18 protein-coding genes and 2 pseudogenes are annotated in these 17627 nt (G+C 56.5%); 7 read left to right on the forward strand and 13 right to left on the reverse strand.

The window, feature by feature from the left end:
- On the forward strand, nt 1–894 hold the full coding sequence (mmsB, locus tag CAter10_RS07655) for a 3-hydroxyisobutyrate dehydrogenase (protein WP_061532950.1): 894 nt from the start codon (nt 1–3) through the stop codon (nt 892–894).
- Between the two features lie 86 nt (nt 895–980).
- Here mmsB and CAter10_RS07660 read toward each other — a convergent pair whose 3' ends face one another.
- The 4 genes from CAter10_RS07660 to CAter10_RS07675 form a co-directional block, all read right to left on the reverse strand.
- Nucleotides 981–1967: a M14 family metallopeptidase gene (locus CAter10_RS07660; RefSeq protein ID WP_061532951.1), complete on the reverse strand. Its 987-nt coding sequence runs from the start codon at nt 1965–1967 to the stop codon at nt 981–983.
- 100 nt (nt 1968–2067) lie between these two features.
- The gene (locus CAter10_RS07665) at nt 2068–3384 is read right to left on the reverse strand and encodes an MFS transporter (RefSeq protein WP_061532952.1); all 1317 of its coding nucleotides are present in this window, start codon (nt 3382–3384) and stop codon (nt 2068–2070) included.
- Nucleotides 3385–3685: 301 nt separating this feature from the next.
- A complete protein-coding gene (locus tag CAter10_RS07670; RefSeq protein ID WP_061532953.1) occupies nt 3686–4600 on the reverse strand; it encodes a LysR family transcriptional regulator in 915 nt (304 codons plus the stop codon).
- A 10-nt stretch (nt 4601–4610) separates the two neighbouring features.
- Nucleotides 4611–4898, reverse strand: a complete 288-nt coding sequence (locus tag CAter10_RS07675) for a helix-hairpin-helix domain-containing protein (RefSeq protein WP_061532954.1) — start codon at nt 4896–4898, stop codon at nt 4611–4613.
- A 139-nt stretch (nt 4899–5037) separates the two neighbouring features.
- Here CAter10_RS07675 and CAter10_RS07680 point away from each other — a divergent pair, with 139 nt between their 5' ends.
- Together CAter10_RS07680 and CAter10_RS07685 are read left to right on the forward strand one after the other, a co-directional pair.
- Complete coding sequence (locus CAter10_RS07680; protein ID WP_061532955.1) at nt 5038–5475, forward strand: Rrf2 family transcriptional regulator; 438 nt, start codon at nt 5038–5040, stop codon at nt 5473–5475.
- A 271-nt stretch (nt 5476–5746) separates the two neighbouring features.
- The gene (locus CAter10_RS07685) at nt 5747–7009 is read left to right on the forward strand and encodes an MFS transporter (protein ID WP_061532956.1); all 1263 of its coding nucleotides are present in this window, start codon (nt 5747–5749) and stop codon (nt 7007–7009) included.
- Between the two features lie 110 nt (nt 7010–7119).
- Here the strand turns inward: CAter10_RS07685 and CAter10_RS07690 are convergent, their stop codons facing one another.
- Nucleotides 7120–7689, reverse strand: a complete 570-nt coding sequence (locus CAter10_RS07690; RefSeq protein ID WP_061532957.1) for an elongation factor P — start codon at nt 7687–7689, stop codon at nt 7120–7122.
- A 137-nt stretch (nt 7690–7826) separates the two neighbouring features.
- Nucleotides 7827–8968: pseudogene (gene earP / locus CAter10_RS07695) on the reverse strand (elongation factor P maturation arginine rhamnosyltransferase EarP).
- Nucleotides 8969–9094: 126 nt separating this feature from the next.
- Between earP and CAter10_RS07700 the strand changes: the two are divergent.
- Nucleotides 9095–9340 carry a hypothetical protein gene (locus tag CAter10_RS07700; RefSeq protein WP_061532958.1) on the forward strand — a complete coding sequence of 82 codons (246 nt, stop codon included), beginning with the start codon at nt 9095–9097 and terminating at the stop codon, nt 9338–9340.
- Here CAter10_RS07700 and CAter10_RS21860 read toward each other — a convergent pair.
- From CAter10_RS21860 to CAter10_RS07730, 6 genes and pseudogenes are all read right to left on the reverse strand, one after another.
- Nucleotides 9337–9836: pseudogene (locus CAter10_RS21860) on the reverse strand (DUF2867 domain-containing protein). The gene CAter10_RS07700 and the pseudogene CAter10_RS21860 sit on opposite strands and share 4 nt — an antisense overlap.
- Nucleotides 9833–10006: a cytochrome bd-I oxidase subunit CydX gene (cydX, locus tag CAter10_RS07710; RefSeq protein WP_061532960.1), complete on the reverse strand. Its 174-nt coding sequence runs from the start codon at nt 10004–10006 to the stop codon at nt 9833–9835. Before cydX ends, CAter10_RS21860 begins: the two are co-directional and overlap by 4 nt.
- An 87-nt stretch (nt 10007–10093) precedes the next feature.
- Complete coding sequence (gene cydB / locus CAter10_RS07715; RefSeq protein WP_061532961.1) at nt 10094–11236, reverse strand: cytochrome d ubiquinol oxidase subunit II; 1143 nt, start codon at nt 11234–11236, stop codon at nt 10094–10096.
- A gap of 10 nt (nt 11237–11246) precedes the next feature.
- A complete protein-coding gene (locus tag CAter10_RS07720) occupies nt 11247–12839 on the reverse strand; it encodes a cytochrome ubiquinol oxidase subunit I (RefSeq protein ID WP_061532962.1) in 1593 nt (530 codons plus the stop codon).
- On the reverse strand, nt 12836–13063 hold the full coding sequence (gene cydP / locus CAter10_RS07725; protein ID WP_061532963.1) for a cytochrome oxidase putative small subunit CydP: 228 nt from the start codon (nt 13061–13063) through the stop codon (nt 12836–12838). Before cydP ends, CAter10_RS07720 begins: the two co-directional genes overlap by 4 nt.
- 7 nt (nt 13064–13070) lie before the next feature.
- Nucleotides 13071–13727, reverse strand: coding sequence for a GbsR/MarR family transcriptional regulator (locus CAter10_RS07730; protein WP_061532964.1), 657 nt, complete (start codon nt 13725–13727; stop codon nt 13071–13073).
- A 479-nt stretch (nt 13728–14206) separates the two neighbouring features.
- On the opposite strand from CAter10_RS07730, the gene CAter10_RS07735 reads away from it, so the two are divergent.
- Entirely contained in the window at nt 14207–14839 is a 633-nt protein-coding gene (locus CAter10_RS07735; RefSeq protein WP_061532965.1) for a BON domain-containing protein, read from the forward strand.
- A 290-nt stretch (nt 14840–15129) separates the two neighbouring features.
- Nucleotides 15130–15669: an inorganic diphosphatase gene (ppa, locus tag CAter10_RS07740; protein WP_061532966.1), complete on the forward strand. Its 540-nt coding sequence runs from the start codon at nt 15130–15132 to the stop codon at nt 15667–15669.
- Nucleotides 15670–15742: 73 nt separating this feature from the next.
- Here ppa and CAter10_RS07745 read toward each other — a convergent pair whose 3' ends face one another.
- Complete coding sequence (locus CAter10_RS07745) at nt 15743–16627, reverse strand: EamA family transporter (RefSeq protein ID WP_061532967.1); 885 nt, start codon at nt 16625–16627, stop codon at nt 15743–15745.
- 97 nt (nt 16628–16724) lie between these two features.
- Here CAter10_RS07745 and CAter10_RS07750 point away from each other — a divergent pair, with 97 nt between their 5' ends.
- Nucleotides 16725–17627 carry a LysR family transcriptional regulator gene (locus CAter10_RS07750; protein WP_061532968.1) on the forward strand — a complete coding sequence of 301 codons (903 nt, stop codon included), beginning with the start codon at nt 16725–16727 and terminating at the stop codon, nt 17625–17627.

A 17627-nucleotide genomic window follows, 5' to 3' on the forward strand; every position in this document is an offset into this window, starting at 1 on the left:
ATGAGTAGCGACATCGTTTTTATCGGCCTCGGCCACATGGGTTTGCCGATGGCGCTGAACCTGGTCAAGGCTGGCTGTCAAGTCAGCGGCCATGACCTGGTGGCGGCCAGCGTTGAACAGTTCGCGGCCGGTGGTGGCAGCACCGGCCAGGATCTGGCGGCTGCGCTAGGGGCGGCCAAGGTCATCATCACGATGCTGCCGGCCAGCCGCCATGTTGAAGGCGCTTATCTGGGCGCCAGCGGCATCCTGGCGCAGGCAGCGCCGGGCGCCTTGCTGATCGACTGCTCGACCATCGCTCCCGATGCTGCCCGCAAGGTGGCCGCGGCAGCGCGTGAGAAAGGTTTCACGATGCTTGATGCGCCAGTGTCGGGCGGCACCGCCGGCGCTGCAGCCGGTACGCTGACTTTCATGGTGGGCGGATCGGATGAAGGTTTTGCTCTGGCCAAGCCTTACCTGGAAAAGATGGGCAAGGCGATCTTCCATGCCGGCGGCAATGGCAGCGGCCAGACTGTCAAGGTGTGCAACAACATGCTGTTGGGGATTTTGATGATCGGCACCTCCGAAGCGATCCGGCTGGGCATGGCGAACGGCATGGATCCGAAGGTGCTGTCGGAAATCATGGTCAAGAGTTCCGGCCGTAACTGGGCGTTGGAAGTGTATAACCCTTGCCCCGGTGTGATGGAAAATGCGCCGGCGTCGAAGGGCTACAGCGGCGGTTTCGGCGTCGATCTGATGTTGAAGGATCTGGGGCTGGCGGTGGAAAATTCTCTGTCGACCGGCAGCAGCGTTCCGCTCGGAGCGCTGGCGCGCAATCTGTACGACATTCACAGCAAGAGTGGCGCCGGCGGACTGGATTTCTCCAGCATTTTCAAGATGCTGGCCAAGGCCGAGTGAGTAGCCAAAGTTTGATGTCTTGAACTGTGCGGGCGCTGCGCCCTTGTCTTGTGCGATCACAAGGGCAGGGCGCAGCGCCCTTTTCATTACCAGTTGTTCAGTACGCGAGCCAAACGCATGACGGTGACGCCAGGGCCGAGATGGCGTAGCGATGGCATGATGATCACGCAGTCGTCGTACGGCGTGACAATCTCCTTGTCGCCATCGTGTGCGATGACGGTGCCGGCGCGTGCAATCAATTCCAATCCGCGAAAATCCTGCATGAACTCGAAATCCATTGTGTCTGCAATGACCGGCTGCGTCACCTCGAAGACATGCTGTGCCGAAAGCGTGGCGCGCTGCATGAAATCGGTGACATCAACTGCCGCGACCACACCGGTCTGGACCAGGAAGCGGGACGCGGCATCCAGCGCGACGTCCTTGCTGCGAATTGAAAAATGTTGCCCGGTCTCGATCAGCAAGGCATTCTTCGGGCTGGCCGGATCGCCGAAGGCGTCGTAGTCGCGCAGCCGCTTGCCGTTTGCGTGGCCGGCATCGACGATCACGTGTTCAGGCACGCCAATGTCTATTGCAAAACGGATGCCTTTTTCCAGCGGGCCACTGAGCATCAGCGGCGGCGCCTCTTCGTGCATGGAGTGCAGGTCAAGCAGGAAATCCACGCTGTCGATGATCGGCCGCAGCGCTCGCGCCCGGCGCAATTCCTGCGAGTCATCGCAGCCGTCAAGCCTCTCCGCAGACCAGACCCGGTTCATGTCTTCATCAATGAAACGCGATGCATCCGGAGCGCGGCTATCGAAGCGATGGTAGGCCTCGACGTTGCCGAAGCCGAGCGTAAGGCGCCCTTTGAGCGGGCGCAATCCCGCGCGCAGCAGCTTGTCTACGGTGATGGCGCCGCTGACTTCATTGCCGTGGGTAAGCGCCAGGATCATGGCATGCGGACCGGCTACGCCGCTGTCGAATGTGTGGATGTAATCGACGCCGGTGTTGCCGACTTGCCATTCGGCGATATTGGGGAAAGCTACTTCGATCGGATAGTCATGCAGCTTTGCACGAATCTGTTCCAAGGTTTGCATAAACGCTACTCCTGTTCGAAAAACCATGCTGCATCACTCTGGACGAGCTGACCGGTATGGAAAATTGGAAGGGTTGAATGGGATGGCAATGTCGTGAGTGTCAGACCGGCCCACGTCGCGCCATGCGGCGACCTAGCGCGAGCACCGCGACAATGCTGATCAAGGCCGTGGCCATGACATAGAAACTTGGCGCCAGTTTGCTCTCGGTGAAGGCAATCATCCAGGTGACGATCAGCGGTGCAAAGCCGCCAAATAGCGTGACTGAGAAGTTATAGCTGAGGGCAAGTCCGGTGCCGCGGGTGCTGGTCGGGAAGATGTCCGACAGCATCGCCGGGATGGGACCCAGGCAAGCCGCGATCAATAAACCCACCAGGCTCTGGACCAGCATCAAAGTGCCGACTGTTGGCCAGGTCAGCAGCAGCAGGAACAGTGGATAGGAGGTGCACGCTATCGTCAGCATGGCAATCGACAGCACGCGAAAACGTCCGTAGCGATCAGAGAGCGCGCCAAACACCGGCGCACTGATCATCAAGACCACGCCGGTCACCATGGCACTGAGAAATGAAGAGGTTGCTGGAATATGCAATTGTTTTAATGCGTAGGTCGGCATGTACAGTTTGTGCACGTAGTTGAACGCGGTGGCGCCAGAAACCACGCCTATGCCCAGCAGCAGATTGATGCGATCGCGTACCAGCACAACTTTCAACGGCGACTTTTCCGGTTTGGCTTTGGCAATCTTCTTGAATTCCGGCGTTTCGTCGATTTGGCTGCGTATGTACAGGCCTACCGGTCCGATCAGCAAGCCGACGCCAAATGCCAGTCGCCAGCCCCAATCGTCCAATTGATTTTCTGTCAGCGCATAGCTGAGAAGTGCACTGACGCCGGCCGCCAGTACGGTTGCCAGGCCTTGTGTCGACAATTGCCAGCTGGCGAAGAAGCCGCGCCGCTTGGCATCGGCGTGTTCGACCATGAATGCGGTTGCTGCGCCGAATTCACCACCTGTTGAGAAACCTTGCAGCATGCGCGCCACGATCACGATCAACGGCGAAGCAAGGCCGATTTGCGCATAAGTCGGCGCAAAGGCGATCATCGCTGTGCCCAGCATCATGACGAAGATCGACACCGTCAGCGATGCCTTGCGTCCGGCCCGATCCGCATACGAGCCCAGGATAATGGCGCCAAGCGGACGCATGATGAAGGAAATCCCGAATGTACCGACGCTGAGCAGCAAGGAAGTGGTTTCGTCGGCGGCTGGAAAGAACAGCTTGCCGATCACCACCGCGAAATAGCCGTAGATCAGCAAATCATAGAATTCGAGTGCATTGCCGATACTGGCCGCACAGATTTCCTTCCAGGGATTATGCGATTTTTTGATCGGCAAGCTGCCGGCTTCCAGTGTTCGTGGTTGTGATGACATGCGATGGCTCCAGAATTGTTGTTATTGCATTTCATCAGTTGCAAAAGCATCCGATGAAAGCAAATTTTTTGATATCCCAAACTGCCTGATGGCGCGCTGAACGCTGATCCGCAAGTCACATCTGCAGATGTGTTTTGCGGTGGATCCGGTCAGCAATTTTTGGAAATTTGAGGGAGTATAAGGAGCGCATGGCGACGTCAATTGCCGTTTCGGCACAGGCTTGTGCTTTTTTTGTGCGGTTTTTCGTTCTTCTTGTATGCGAGGTGCGACGCCTGGCATCAGCGGCGTCGTGCACCGGCGCTCAATTGTCGTCGATGGCGTCGGACGAAACACCGTCCCAGATCGCTTTGACCAAGGCATTGCTATTGCCCCGCATGCGATACAGGGAGATGTCGAAACCGACACGCATGTCGGCATCGCCCACCAACAGCAGATTGCCTTGCTTCAAATCCTCTTGCACCAAGCTCTGTGGCAGCCATGCCAGACCGGCGCCGCGCTTGGCCATTTCCAGGATCGATTCGTAGGAGTCGGCCTGGTAAACCATGTGTAGCGACAGTTTTTGTGGCAAGCCGGCCAGATGTTTGGCGAGCACGCCGCGCAGCGTCAGCGACTGGGAAAAACCCAGCCAGGGAATAGGCGTTGCCGGATTGGTGGCAGGCAAACGGAATTTGGGGCGTCCCTTAGCATCCGCTGCGCAGACAGGCAACAGCATCTCGCGCGCCAGCGTGACGGATTCGTAGCGTTGAGGGTCAATCAGCAAGCGCGTACTCGGACTGGAATAAATCACCAGCAGATCGACATCGCCGCTAGCGAGGCGCAAGATGACCTCTTGCGCGCCGCCGGTGCTGACCGAGACTGGAAAGGGGCCAAAACGCTGGTTGATCGTTTCGTACCAGCCCGGGAAAAATGTGCGCGCCAGTGTGCGGCCGGTAGCGATACGCAAGGTCTCGCCTGAATTCTGCACGGTGTCCTGCAGTTGCGCCCGGACCGCATGCAAGACATCGATCGTATGCGATGCCGCATCGAGGAACAGCAAGCCGGCCGGCGTCAAGGATACTGGTTGCGTACGTGCCACCAGTTCCGCACCCACCCATTGCTCCAGCGCATGGATACGGCGTCCAAAGGCCGGGTGGGTGACAAAGCGGTTTTCGGCCGCACGAGAAAAGCTGCGTGTCCGCGCCAACTCGACAAAATCTTCAAGCCAGGTCAATTGCATGTTTGCCCTTTTACCCCGACTTGAGCAGGCGCTTGCGCTCGGCCGTGTAAGACCACCACGGCAGCGGTTCGGCACCCTCCATGTAGCGTACCGCCGACATGAACACATCGATCACGCACGGATCATGGCGGGCGCCGGTTTTTGCGCAAAGCGTTTCATACATCTGCAGCGGCGATTTGCCGACCAATTGATCCGGGCGTTCAATGCCAATGCAACGTAGGTCAGCGGCGCCGGCCTTGCCGATGTTCGGCAAGTCTTCCAGCTTTACCACTGCGCTTCTTTCCAGATAAGTGGGCATCGATGATTCCATCGTGAGGGCAGAACAGGCCTACATTGTGACACCGCTGACGGATGTTGTGCCGCAGAGTGAAGCTCCGGTATAAGCATATGCAAGAAAATTTGTTGACGTAACTTTCTGTATGGAATATAAATACAGTATGAAATCGAGTCGATTCGCAGTAGCCACACATATCCTTGTGAGCGTCGAGTACGCGACCAGGTGCGGTGAAGTGTTTCAGCCTTCGACGGCGATTGCTGCCAGTGTCAATACCAATCCGGTTTTCGTACGCGAGTTGTTACGCAAGTTAAGCAAGGCCAAGCTGGTGCTGACCAAGGAAGGCAAGGGCGGTGGCGCGCAACTGGCGCGGCCTGCAAGTGCAATCGGCCTGGATGAAATCTACCGGGCGGTGGAAGAGGGGCCTTTGTTGAAACACAACACGCGCTCGAAAGATCCGTGTTGTCCGGTCAGTTGCAGCATGAACATGGTGCTTGATCCTGTGGTCTCGGAAGTCGAGGATGCGATGTTGGCGATCCTCAAGGAGCGCAAGCTGTCCGAGCTGGTGAATCAGATTGGCTACAAGAGCAAGAGCGCATAACAGGCGTTTTTTTGTGAATAACTGTAGGTAAAAAATATACAGTATTATTGCCACTATCAGTGATGGGGGAGCGGGATCGTTTTCGATCTTATTTTTATCTGCTTAACTGTAGTTAAAAATAATACAGTTTTGATTTTGGTGGGATCAAGGGCATGCCGATGAGGGGGTATTTCTAGGTTGGCGCCTGATTCAATTGGTTTGGTCCGGGACTTGCAAAATCACGCAAATTCAAATTCACGCATATTTACATAGATACAAGAGGGAGCATTAAATGGAAAAAAATCTGGCTGTAGTCAGGACACAAGTCAGTCCGCAAAACGACGCGCTGCTGGACATGCCAAGTCCGCTCGGCAACGCGTCGTCGCCGTTGCGTTCCTGGCTGTCGGTGGTGGCGGTGGCGATCGGCGCTTTCGCCTTCGTGACAACCGAGTTCCTGCCGGTCGGCTTGCTGCCGCAGATCGCCCACGATCTCGGCGTTTCACCTGGCACCGCTGGCTTGATGGTGACCACGCCTGGCGTGATTGCAGCGATTTCAGCGCCTGGTTTGATGCTTGGAGCTGGCCGCATCAATCGTCGCCTGATTCTGCTGGCGCTGTCGGTGCTGCTGCTGGCGTCCAACCTGGTGTCAGCGATGGCGCCGGGCTTTGGCACGATGCTGCTGGGGCGTGCGTTGCTGGGTGCCGCCCTTGGTGGTTTCTGGACCTTGGCGCTGGCCACCTCGGCGCGCCTGGTGCATGAGGAGCATGCGGCCAAGGCCACAGCAATGATCTTGACCGGGGTCACCTTTGCCACCGTGATCGGTGTGCCGCTCGGTACCTTCATCAGCACACTGGCGTCATGGCGCGCATCGTTCTTCGCCACCGGCTTACTGGCGGCTGTAGCGCTGGCTGCGCAAGCGTTGTTGCTGCCGTCGTTGCCATCGAAGGCGGCGATTCGTTTCAGCGATCTGCGCGCCTTGCTCAGCCGCGCCAATACCCGCAAGAGTTTGCTGATGGTGGCGCTGGTGTTCGGAGCGCACTTTTCTGCCTACACCTACGTCACGCCGTTCCTGACGCAAAACGCCGGCTTCGGCATTTCCACCGTGACTTCGGTGTTGCTGGGTTTTGGCATTGTCGGTTTCATTTCCAATTTCGTCGTCTCCACAACTGTCGGACGCAACCTGCAGCTGTCGCTGCTGGCGGTAGTGACTGTGCTGATGGTGGCGCTGCTGACATTGCCATTGCTGCATGCGTCGCAAGCCGGAGTGATTGTCATGGTGCTGGCCTGGGGTGTTGCTTTCGGCGCGATTCCGCTGTGCCTTAGCATCTGGCTGCAATTGTCATCGCCGGACCTGCCCGAAGCCGGCTCCGCGCTGTTTGTCAGCATTGTGCAAGTGGCGATTGCGGTCGGTTCGTCGACCGGTGGCGTGGTGGTCGACTCTCTTGGCATCCCGTCCACCTTGTGGCTGGGCGGCATTTTGGCGGTGGCCAGCCTGGCGGTGATCGCCAGCTTTGGCATCAACAATCAGAAGCTGAGTGAAATCTTGAGTCAGTAATTCAGTGGTTGTACCGCGGTGCGCTTCGTCGGCACTGCGGTTTCAGCAGATATGGGCGAAAAAAAACGCTGCCGATAATTGGCAGCGTTTTTTTTTGCAAGCGGGGAAAATTAACCGCGCTTCTTGAACTCGTTGGTACGAGTGTCGATTTCGATCTTGTCGTCGGAGCTGATGAACAGCGGCACCATGACAGTGTGCTGGTTGGCTTCGATCGCATTTTCGATCTTGGCTTCTTTCAGGACGTTGCCCGAAGTGTTGCCCTTGACTGCTGGCTCCGAATACACCACTTGGCGAACGATGGTTGTTGGCAGTTCTACCGAAATTGCCTTGCCGTCGTAAAACACGGCTTCGCATTCCATACCGTCTTTCAGGTAGTGCAGGGCGTCGCCCAGGTTTTCTTCTTCGATTTCGTACTGTTCGTAGTCGGCGTCCATGAACACGAACAATGGATCAGCGAAGTACGAATAGGTGACTGGCTTCTTGTCGAGAACAACCACGTCAAACTTGTCGTCGCCACGGAAAACGTTTTCCATTGGGGCGTTGGTCAACAGGTTTTTCAGCTTCCATTTGTAGGTGAAGCCGGTACGGCTCGAACCGTTGACGTCAGAGCGCAGGACGATCATTGGCTTGCTGTCAACCATGATGATGTTGCCGACACGAATTTCTTTTGCTGGTTTCATAGCGAATATACGTAAAAGTAGGTTACTTAAAAATCATCTGTAGCCTACTGGCAAAAAGCGCCGCAAGCCCACGTTTGATTGAATTTTGAATTGCGTCAAAAATTAGCCGTATATTTTAACCTATTTTTTGACATCTCTTAGCGAACTGTTTCGGCAAACTTCAGCAAATTCGATGCCAAATCGCCATTTGCCAACACTTGATGCTGCCAATCTGTGGACATCGTGGCAATTTTTGGCATGTCTGCTTTAAACGACGGCCAAATCTGGGCGAAATCGGCGCTTTCATCTGCGGCGGCGTTCCAGGCCAGGGACAGCGCGACCAGGCTGTCGGTCTTGGCCGAATAACGGCGCAGGAACGCATTCAATTTAACGTGGTGCAAATCCTTGTCTTGCGGATAGATATGCCAGATAAACGGCTTGCCCGCCCACTGCGCGCGGACGAAGGAATCTTCCCCGCGCACGAAATTGAGGTCACAGGCCCACAGCAGCTTGTCGTAATCGGGCTGGGGAATAAAGGGCAGTACGCGTACGGTCAGCGCGCCGCGGGTCGCGCTTGCCCCCGGCCTAGAAATGCCTCGACCGCGCTGGCGGCAACGCCTTCCGGCACCAGGCAGGTAATGGCGGCATCGCTGTGTTGCCAGGCCTCGAACAATGCCGCAGCCGGCGCCTCCGGATAGCAAAACAGCGAAACTTTCAATGACGCGAATTCGGTTGCCGTGACGCCAAAGTGTTCGAGAAAGGCCGCCATCGCAGCCGGGTCTTGCTGGAAGGCCTCGCGCTGTTGCAGTAATGCCGATTCGAGCAGCAGCCCGCCGGTTTTGCCGGTGAAGCCTGGGAAAAAGAAATATTTGGTCAGCGACATTTGAGGATGGGGCGACGACAGCGTATGGCAGCCTTCCACCCATTCTTCGGCGCTCAAACCCTCCAGATTCAGCCACACAGGTTGCGGCGAACGCTGCGCCATTGCGGCGATGTAAGCCGGCGGGATGTCGCAGGCAAAGAATTCGATCACGATATCAGCTACGTCGTCGGCGGAAAATGCGCCGTCCTGATCGCGCCAGTGACGTACCGTGATATTGGCGATTTTCTGCGTCTCGCAATCGATAGCCACCTCTGGGCAGATGCGCTGAAAACTGCGCAAGTCGTCGACCCACAATGTGACGCCGATGCCATGTTCCTGTTCCAGTTGACGCGCCAGGCGCCAGCAGATGCCGATGTCGCCGTAGTTGTCGACGACTTTGCAAAACAATGCCAGCGAGGTAGCCGGTGGCGTTTCCAGATGTGTGTTTTGATGATCCAAGATTCGAGTTCCAACAGTAGTTGCTGCTTTTTTATTGCCCGGCAGTTTTGCATTCGGCCGTGTAATGTAATAATGCCGTCCCCGTATGATACTGGACCCTTAAAGATGACGAACGAGCGTGACCTGATTGCCAATTTAACGCTGGCGGTAATCGATTTGGCAGGAGCAGTGGCGCAGATAGCGGAGACCATGCCAGAACACACCATGGCGCAGGTCAACGATTCGCTGAATGTGGCGGTCACCAAGCTGGAGCAGGTGGCCGTCGCCATCAGCACTGTGGATGACGCCGACGGCAATGGCGATCCGGCCGTCACGGGTAATGGAGCAGAATGCGAGGCGTCAGGAAGCTAGGCGAGGCGTTCGAAACTGGCGCGTTCCAGCAAGTGACGAACAATGATGCGGTGAAAGGGCAGTATCGTCGCAAGATAGGTGCGACCCAGGAAATTGTTGGTTTTACCAAAGTGGCGACAGTCACCTGCGTGCCGCCGAAGCGGTCGGGCGCAGCCACAATGCTGATTCTGAAATCGAGGTGCTTGTCGTCGAATCCCAGTATCACTTCCTGCGAAGATTGCGAGACGATAGGAAAGCCGCCTACCATGCGCAGCGCCGACTTCGGATCATCCACTCCCATCTCGACGGTTCTTAATCTGAATAATTTGACGACCCGGTTACGGATCGTCATCAGGCCCTTTATCCACGATGGAGGATGCTTGATGATGGCATCTGCGGCTTGTCGCGCGTCCAGGCCGGAGATGCTGGTTGCAACCTGGTAGGCGTCGGCAAAATCGTGGCCCGGCAAGAGCCGCCGGGATTCAGGTGGCGGCGCTACCGCTACTGCGGCGCTCATTTTTTGCGAGCCTTGCTCTGTTCGTGCTCGGCCGCAGCTCGTTCAAAGCGCTCGCGGGTGGTTTCTTCGTCGCGGCTGCCGAACGCGTAGTTGGCTTCCAGCCACATGACGTTGATGATGCCGAACGCCAGTGCCAGGCCGATGCCAAGTATCCATGCGAAATACCACATAAAATTCTCCTGTATTGATTGTTGCAGTTTTTTAGTTGGCAGGCCTGGCCGCCGTCCAGAAACGCCTGCGGCCAGGTCCGATGCCGATTAATAGGCGGTGTGTTCGTTGTCTTCGATATGCTTGAGCGTGATCTTGCCGCGCATCACCCGGTAGACCCAGGTGGTGTATAGCAAGATGATCGGCAGCATGATCACCACGACCCAGAACATGATGCCCAGCGTCTTGTGGCTCGATACCGCATCCCAGACGGTCAGGCTGCTGTTCGGGTCGAGCGAGGACGGCATGACGAACGGGAACAGTGAGGCGCCGGCGGTGAGGATGACTCCGGTGACGCTGAGGCCGCTGGACAGGAATGCCGCCATTGCCTTGTTGGCGGCACTGAACACGACACACAGCAAGGCTCCGGCAACAGCAACGATCGGCAAGGCCCAGATGAGCGGCCAGCGTGCATAGTTGTCGAACCAGACGCCGGTGGCGGTGGTCACGGTTTTAGCGGTCGGGATGAAGGCGGTGTTGATGTCCGGCATGGCAGTAATCCGATAGCCGTGGATGCCGTAGGCGACCCAGAAACCGCCGGCAACGAACAGCGCTATGGTCACCAGGCCGGCGATCTTGGCTACGCTGCGGGCGCGTTGGGCGATCAGCGCATCGGTCTTGACTTGCAGGTAGGTCGCGCCATGCATCAGCAGCATGGCTACGCTCAGCAAGCCGGCCAGCAGGCCGAACGGATTCAGCAGCTGGAAGAAATTGCCGGTGTATTCAACGCGCATGGTGTCGTCGTAGTGGAAAGGCACGCCGAGGAACAGGTTGCCGAACGCTACGCCGAAAATCAGCGGCGGGACGAAGCCGCCGGCGAACAGGCCCCAATCCCAAGCATTGCGCCAGCGAGTATCGGCTACCTTGCTGCGGTAGTCGAACCCGACCGGGCGGAAGAACAGCGAGAACAGCAGCAGCATCAGGGCGATATAGAAGCCTGAGAAGGCAGCGCCATAGACCAGCGGCCAGGCGGCGAAAATGGCGCCGCCGGCGGTGATGAACCAGGTCTGGTTACCTTCCCAGGTACTGCCGATCGAATTGATGATGACACGGCGTTCGCCGTCGTTCTTGCCGATGAACGGCAGCAGCATGCCGACGCCGAAGTCGAAGCCGTCGGTCAGGGCGAAGCCGATCAGCAACACGCCGACGAAGCCCCACCAGATTACTTTTAGTGTTTCGTAGTCAAAAATCATGGTTTTCCCCTCAGGCCTTGGCGGTGGCGTCGTTGCCGACGATTGGCTTGTCTAGCAGTTCCCAGTGGTATTTGCCGGTGTGCAGGCTGCTTGGACCACGGCGCGCGTATTTCACCATCAGGATCATTTCAACGATGAACAGGAAGGTGTAGAAACCGAGGAAGCCGGCCAGGCTGAAGTACAGGCTTCCAGGTTGCAGGGTCGAGGCTGACAGATGAGTCGGCAACACGCCCGAAATGGTCCACGGCTGACGACCATATTCGGCCAGTAGCCAGCCCAGTTCCATCGCTACCCATGGCAGCGGAATGCTGTACACGGCCAGGCGCAGCAACCAGCGTTGCTTGGACAGTGTCTTGCGAATCAGGAAATAGAACGAGCAAGAGAAGATGAACAGGAACAGCAAGCCGAGGCCGACCATGATCCGGAACGACCAGAACATCGGAAAAACTTTCGGGATGGTGTCGTCGACCGCCATCGCTATCTGTTCCGGTGTCGCATCGACGACGTTCGGGGTGTACTTCTTCAGCAGCAAGCCGTAGCCGAGATCGCCTTTTACTTTATCGAAGGCAGCTAACACTTCCGGCGATTTGTCGCCGGACTTGAGGCGGGTCAGGGCGGCGTAGGCCACCATGCCGTTGCGGATCTGCACCTCATGTTCCTTTTTCAGATCCTGGATGCCGGTGATTTGCTTGTCGACCGAACGCGTGCCGATCAGACCCAGTACATAGGGGATCTTGAAGGCATAATCGGTGCGCTGCTCTTTCTCGTTGGGCCAGCCGAAAACGGTGATGCCGGCCGGAGCTGGCTCGGTGTGCCATTCTGCTTCCATGGTCGCCATCTTCACTTTATTGACTTCGCCGGCGGTATAACCCGATTCGTCGCCGAGTACGATCACCGACAAGGTCGAGGCCAGACCGAAGCCGGCAGCGATGGCAAACGAACGCAGCGCAAACGCGGTGTCGCGTCCTTTCAGCAGGTAGTAGGCGGAGATGCCGAGCACGAACATCGAGGCGGCGACATAGCCGGCCGAAATAGTGTGGACGAACTTGACCTGGGCCACCGGGTTGAAGATGACGTCGATGATGCTGGTCAGTTCCATGCGCATGGTTTCATAGTTGAACTCGGCGCCGACCGGATTGTTCATCCAGCCGTTGGCGATCAGAATCCACAGGGCCGACAGGCTGGAGCCAAGCGCGACCAGGAAAGTGATCAGCAGATGTTGGACGCGCGACAGGCGGTCCCAGCCGAAGAAGAACAGGCCGACGAAGGTCGATTCAAGGAAGAACGCCATCATGCCTTCGATCGCCAGCGGCGTGCCGAAGATGTCGCCGACATAGTGCGAGTAATACGACCAGTTGGTGCCGAACTGGAATTCCAGCGTGATGCCGGTGGCGATCCCCATGGCGAAATTGATGCCGAACAGCTTGCCCCAGAAGCGCGTCATGTCCTTGTAGATCGGGCTGCCGGTCATGACGTAGACCGACTCCATGATGACCAGAATCCAAGATAGTCCAAGTGTCAGCGGGACAAATAAAAAGTGAAACAACGCGGTTGCCGCGAATTGCAGGCGCGATAAAGCGACGACTTCATCGATAGGAATCATTGGTGGGCCTCTGCAGGGGTTAGGTGGGAAGGGGGTATGGCTGGTTGTTGGCTCAGGAAGTGCTGCTCGACCAATTCGGTCGGCATGCGCATTTTCTTGGTTTGCGGTTCCGAGAAAAAGGCCTTCCACAGGAGCATCAAAAGGGCGATCTTGACCATCAGGATCAAGGTGATTTCAACCGCCAGCGGCAAGCGCGTAAACCGTTTCGTTAAGGCGAAAGACATTATGCGTCTACTCCTTTAAGTCGGCGTTCAGGTGTACATCGGGGTGATCTGTGCTGGTTTTGCTTTTGTTGCCGGTGCCAGGGATGCGGAATTTGTCTCGCACATCCAGCAACTTCTTGACTTTCGATCCCATTTTCATCAGCGAGGCCAGTGTTTCTGGCGAGAGTCGCTGTACATCGTCGAACCATGAGCTGGACAATTCGATCAGATTGTACATTTCTCGCATTCGCTTTTGGGCAACTTTATCGACATCGTTCGAAGGATTTTCCAGCAAGGCATCGCGCAGCATGGACAACGTGGGTTCGATTTCACGGCGCCGACGCTCTTCCAGCAGCGCTTTGAAGATGTCCCAGATGTCCTTTGGCGGCTCGAAATACTCGCGGCGATCACCCGAGTGGTGCAACAGCTTGACCAGGCGCCAGGATTGCAATTCTTTCAACCCCATGCTGACATTGGAACGCGAAAACGCCAGGTATTCGGCGATCTGGTCGGCGTTGAGTGGCCGCCCGAGGACGTAAAGCAGCGCGTAAATCTGCCCGACGGTGCGGTTGATGCCCCAGCGGCTGCCCATTTCGCCGAAGTGCGAAATGAAGCGCAGGGTCAATGGCGTGAGTGGGGGGAGTGGCGAGGGATCGAGGTTTTCGCCCGGTGTTTGTGTAGGCATGATATTTTGAATTTTCAGTAATTACTGAAATATAAGTTAAAGCTGAATGTTTTGCAATAAGATTAATCCCAGGCGCGCACCGGTGAGATTAAAGCGACAACCAAGGCTTTCCTGCGTTTCGATACGGTAAAAATGGATTTTGCTAAAGAGATATTGGGGCATCAACGGCTGCGCACAGCGTGATGTGTTTTCGGAATATTCAGGGCGACGGAAGGTAAAGGACAGCGCCCTGCAGCATGGCGCGAAAACTCTATTTGCGCCTCTCAATATCCCTAATCGTGGCCGGGAAGCCGTGATTGCGGATCCGCAGGGGGAGGGCAGTTTTCGGCGTACTGGCGTCCAGCAGCGGCGATCCTGACGATGTTCCGGCATTGAGTTTGACGAGCGCAAACATCGACCCTAAGTGTGACACCGCACCGACAAGAGACGGCGCTTGGCGTGTAATGAAGGCCGTGCATACGACAAATCGGAGAAATCACATGAACACATTTATTCTTGGTAAAGCAGCGATTCGCAATCTGTTGATCGTCGCTGCATTCGGAGCCAGCCTTGGTGCCGGTACGGCGATCGCAGCGTCAAGCGATGCCGCCGCTGCGCCGCAGCCGCATAGCGACGGCGTGGCGGCCACAATTACAGATACCGCCATTACCGGCTCGGTAAAGGCGCGCTTGATGGGAAATTCGCACCTTAAAGCATCTGACATCAGCGTGACCACCACCAACGGCGTGGTCACTTTGAGCGGGACGGCGAGCAGTTCACGCGCCAAGTCCTTGGCAGGAGCACAGGCAAAAGCTGTGGAGGGTGTTAAAAGTGTCGATAACGGGCTCAGCGTTGCAACCAGCAACAAAGTGCAGGCCAAGGCAGACATGACTGTCGCGAAAACCGAGCGGGTAGTCACTGACAGCTGGATCACCACAAAGGTGAAATCCGAAATCCTCGCTAACAGTGTCACCAAGGGGTTCGATGTGAGCGTGAAGACGACCCACGGCGTGGTTGCGTTGAGCGGTACTTTGGCGAACCAGGATGCCATCGATCACGTCAAGGACATTGCAGCCAAGGTGACCGGTGTGAAGAGCGTTGATACTTCCGCCATCGTTGTAGCCAGCCAATAAAGGGAAGCTCGAAACCTGCTGTACGTTGTGCTTACATTGGTAAAATTGCAATAAATCTGGTCCGCTTTGCCGTTAAATTGTATTTTCCCTTGCAAAGTCGGACCTGATTCACTCCCTGGCTCGCTCCTTCCCAACGATTTTGAACCCTGTTTTCCATGTCGCTACATGCCGACGGTGTGGTTATGTCTGCAACGATGTTGATGTTGCATCGCACGATAGGGGCTGGACCCGTTATAATTTCGGACTGCGAAGGTAGTAGCAAATTTTTTCATTATTGACGAGAGCACACCATGAGTCTGAATCAAGTATCGGCCGGGCGCGATTTGCCAAACGATTTCAACGTCATCATCGAAATCCCGATGAATGCCGATCCGATCAAATACGAAGTTGACAAGGAATCCGGCGCGATTTTCGTTGATCGCTTCATGGGCACCGCAATGCATTACCCATGCAACTACGGCTACATTCCGCAAACCCTGTCGGAAGACGGCGATCCGGTCGACGTGCTGGTGATTACGCCGTTCCCTTTGTTCCCTGGCGTGGTGGTGCGTTGCCGCCCGGTCGGCGTGCTGAAGATGTCGGACGAAGCTGGCCAGGATGCGAAGCTGCTGGCGGTGCCGGTCGACAAGGTCCTGAGCATCTACACCCACTGGCAAAAGCCGGAAGACATGAATGAACTGCGCCTGAAGCAGATCCAGCATTTCTTTGAACACTACAAAGATCTGGAAAAGGGTAAATGGGTCAAGATTGACGGCTGGTTCGGTCCGGATGAAGCGCGCAAGGAAATCCTGTCGGGCGTCGAAGCTTACAAGAAATCCATCGCAGCATAATTTGCAGGAATTTCGGTCTGCCTTAGTGGACCGGAGTTGACTGAATGAAAAAGCGCACCGCGGTGCGCTTTTTTCATGGCTTGACGGTTTTCAGCAGCAATACCAAACGACCGCCGAACTGGTTCAACAGCAGGCCGCACAATACCAGCAGTCCCGCCATGATTTTCCATGATTGCAGCGCTTCTCCCAATATCAGGGAGGCACTCAGCATGCCCGCCACCGGCACCAGCAATGAGAACGGCGCGACCGTGGCGGCCGGATATTTGCGCATCAGGGTCGACCAGATGGCAAAGCCGAGGATGGTGGTCGGATAGGACTGGAACAGGATAGCGCCGGCGGAAGTCCAGTTGAAGCGAAGCGCCGTATCCTGCCAGGCGGCAGGGCCTTCGAATGCGAGCGACGCCAGCAGCAACCCCGGTACGGCCATCAGCGAACCCCAAGCCACCAGTGCCAGTGGATTGACTTTGCCGATCTGCTTGGTGACGATATTGGCGCCGGCCCAACTGAGTCCGGCCGCCACCACCAGCACGAAGCCGACCACCGTCGCCGTGCCATCCAGATGGGCGGCGACCACGCCCATGCCGGCAAAGGCAACCAGGGCGCCGAGTATCTGCGCTGCGCGCGGACGCTCTCCCAGCATCAGCACCGCCAGTGCTACGGTAAAGAATACTTGCAGTTGCATCACCAGCGATGCCAGTCCGGGAGCGAATCCCAGCTTCATGCCGATGAACAGCAAGGAGAACTGGCCGGCGAATTGCAGGCTGCCATAGGCAACTAGCAGGCGCCATGGAATGGCCGGGCGTTTGATGAAGAACACCAGCGGCAACGCCGCAAAAATGAAGCGCAATGCGCAAAACAAGATGGGTGGCAATCCCTGCAAGCCTATCTTGATCGCTACAAAATTCAGGCCCCAGATTGAGACGGTCAGGATTGCCAGGAAAACATCGGTGGCTTGCATCTTGAATTTCCCTGTGAAAGAAAGATGAAGCCAGTTTATTATTTCTATGTGATGATTAAACTGTGATTTATAAAATCATTAATTCCATATAGAAAATATGATTGATTTGCAAAGAATGGTCGCTTTTGTTGCAGTGGCGGATCACGGCAGTTTTTCCATGGCAGCGGCGCGGCTGGAAGTGTCGAATTCGCATGTCAGCAAACAGCTCAGCGCGCTGGAGCGCGAATTGCGTGTCAAGCTGCTACAGCGAACCACGCGCAGCCTCAGTCTGACCGAGGCTGGAGAAGTGTTTTACCGGCGCTGCAAAGCGATTTTGTCGGAAGTGGCGGAAGCAGAGCAGGAGGTATTGCGCCGTCAGGATTCCCCGCAAGGCACGCTGCGGGTGACGGCGCCGGCCAATTTCTCGAATGTCTGTCTGCCGGATATCGTATGCGGTTTCATGCGGCGGTATCCAGACATTGAATTGGAACTGACGCTGTCGGACCAGTTCATCGACCTGGCCGAGCGCTCGATCGATGTGGCGTTGCGAATCGCCACCACGCCGCCGGAAAACGTCCATGCACGCATGCTGTACCGTATCGGCTGGAGCACGGTCGGTAGCGCTGAGTATTTCGCTACGCGGCGCCAGCCGCAGACGCTTGCGGAACTGCCGGCCTACGACTGCCTGGCCGACAACGTGATGTCGGCCAAGGATGTCTGGCATTTTGAAGGAAGCGACGGCAAGCAGCAGTGTCATGAAGTCAGGATCGCGCCGCGTATCAACTGCAACAACAGCGTCTGGCTGCGCGAATGCGTGTTGCGTGGGATGGGAATCGGCTTGCTGCCGGATTACATGATCGGTGCCGATTTGGCGCAAGGAAAACTGCTTAAGCTGCTGCCGCAATATGAACCGCTGCCGCTGCGCTACCTGTACGGCATTTATCTGCCTAACCGCTACTTGTCGTCCAAGGTCCGGCTGTTTCTGGATGCGGTCGAGCAGGGGCTGAAGCAGGTTGTCTGA

Source organism: Collimonas arenae (genome assembly GCF_001584165.1).
Classification (GTDB): Bacteria; Pseudomonadota; Gammaproteobacteria; order Burkholderiales; family Burkholderiaceae_D; genus Collimonas; species Collimonas arenae.

What these genes read in the sequence shown, in the direction of transcription:
- mmsB (WP_061532950.1), top strand. Translation starts at nt 1, where the DNA reads ATGAGTAGCGACATCGTTTTTATCGGCCTCGGCCACATGGGTTTGCCG.
- CAter10_RS07660 (WP_061532951.1), bottom strand. Translation starts at nt 1,967, where the DNA reads ATGCAAACCTTGGAACAGATTCGTGCAAAGCTGCATGACTATCCGATC.
- CAter10_RS07665 (WP_061532952.1), bottom strand. Translation starts at nt 3,384, where the DNA reads ATGTCATCACAACCACGAACACTGGAAGCCGGCAGCTTGCCGATCAAA.
- CAter10_RS07670 (WP_061532953.1), bottom strand. Translation starts at nt 4,600, where the DNA reads ATGCAATTGACCTGGCTTGAAGATTTTGTCGAGTTGGCGCGGACACGC.
- CAter10_RS07675 (WP_061532954.1), bottom strand. Translation starts at nt 4,898, where the DNA reads ATGCCCACTTATCTGGAAAGAAGCGCAGTGGTAAAGCTGGAAGACTTG.
- CAter10_RS07680 (WP_061532955.1), top strand. Translation starts at nt 5,038, where the DNA reads ATGAAATCGAGTCGATTCGCAGTAGCCACACATATCCTTGTGAGCGTC.
- CAter10_RS07685 (WP_061532956.1), top strand. Translation starts at nt 5,747, where the DNA reads ATGGAAAAAAATCTGGCTGTAGTCAGGACACAAGTCAGTCCGCAAAAC.
- CAter10_RS07690 (WP_061532957.1), bottom strand. Translation starts at nt 7,689, where the DNA reads ATGAAACCAGCAAAAGAAATTCGTGTCGGCAACATCATCATGGTTGAC.
- CAter10_RS07700 (WP_061532958.1), top strand. Translation starts at nt 9,095, where the DNA reads ATGACGAACGAGCGTGACCTGATTGCCAATTTAACGCTGGCGGTAATC.
- cydX (WP_061532960.1), bottom strand. Translation starts at nt 10,006, where the DNA reads ATGTGGTATTTCGCATGGATACTTGGCATCGGCCTGGCACTGGCGTTC.
- cydB (WP_061532961.1), bottom strand. Translation starts at nt 11,236, where the DNA reads ATGATTTTTGACTACGAAACACTAAAAGTAATCTGGTGGGGCTTCGTC.
- CAter10_RS07720 (WP_061532962.1), bottom strand. Translation starts at nt 12,839, where the DNA reads ATGATTCCTATCGATGAAGTCGTCGCTTTATCGCGCCTGCAATTCGCG.
- cydP (WP_061532963.1), bottom strand. Translation starts at nt 13,063, where the DNA reads ATGTCTTTCGCCTTAACGAAACGGTTTACGCGCTTGCCGCTGGCGGTT.
- CAter10_RS07730 (WP_061532964.1), bottom strand. Translation starts at nt 13,727, where the DNA reads ATGCCTACACAAACACCGGGCGAAAACCTCGATCCCTCGCCACTCCCC.
- CAter10_RS07735 (WP_061532965.1), top strand. Translation starts at nt 14,207, where the DNA reads ATGAACACATTTATTCTTGGTAAAGCAGCGATTCGCAATCTGTTGATC.
- ppa (WP_061532966.1), top strand. Translation starts at nt 15,130, where the DNA reads ATGAGTCTGAATCAAGTATCGGCCGGGCGCGATTTGCCAAACGATTTC.
- CAter10_RS07745 (WP_061532967.1), bottom strand. Translation starts at nt 16,627, where the DNA reads ATGCAAGCCACCGATGTTTTCCTGGCAATCCTGACCGTCTCAATCTGG.
- CAter10_RS07750 (WP_061532968.1), top strand. Translation starts at nt 16,725, where the DNA reads ATGATTGATTTGCAAAGAATGGTCGCTTTTGTTGCAGTGGCGGATCAC.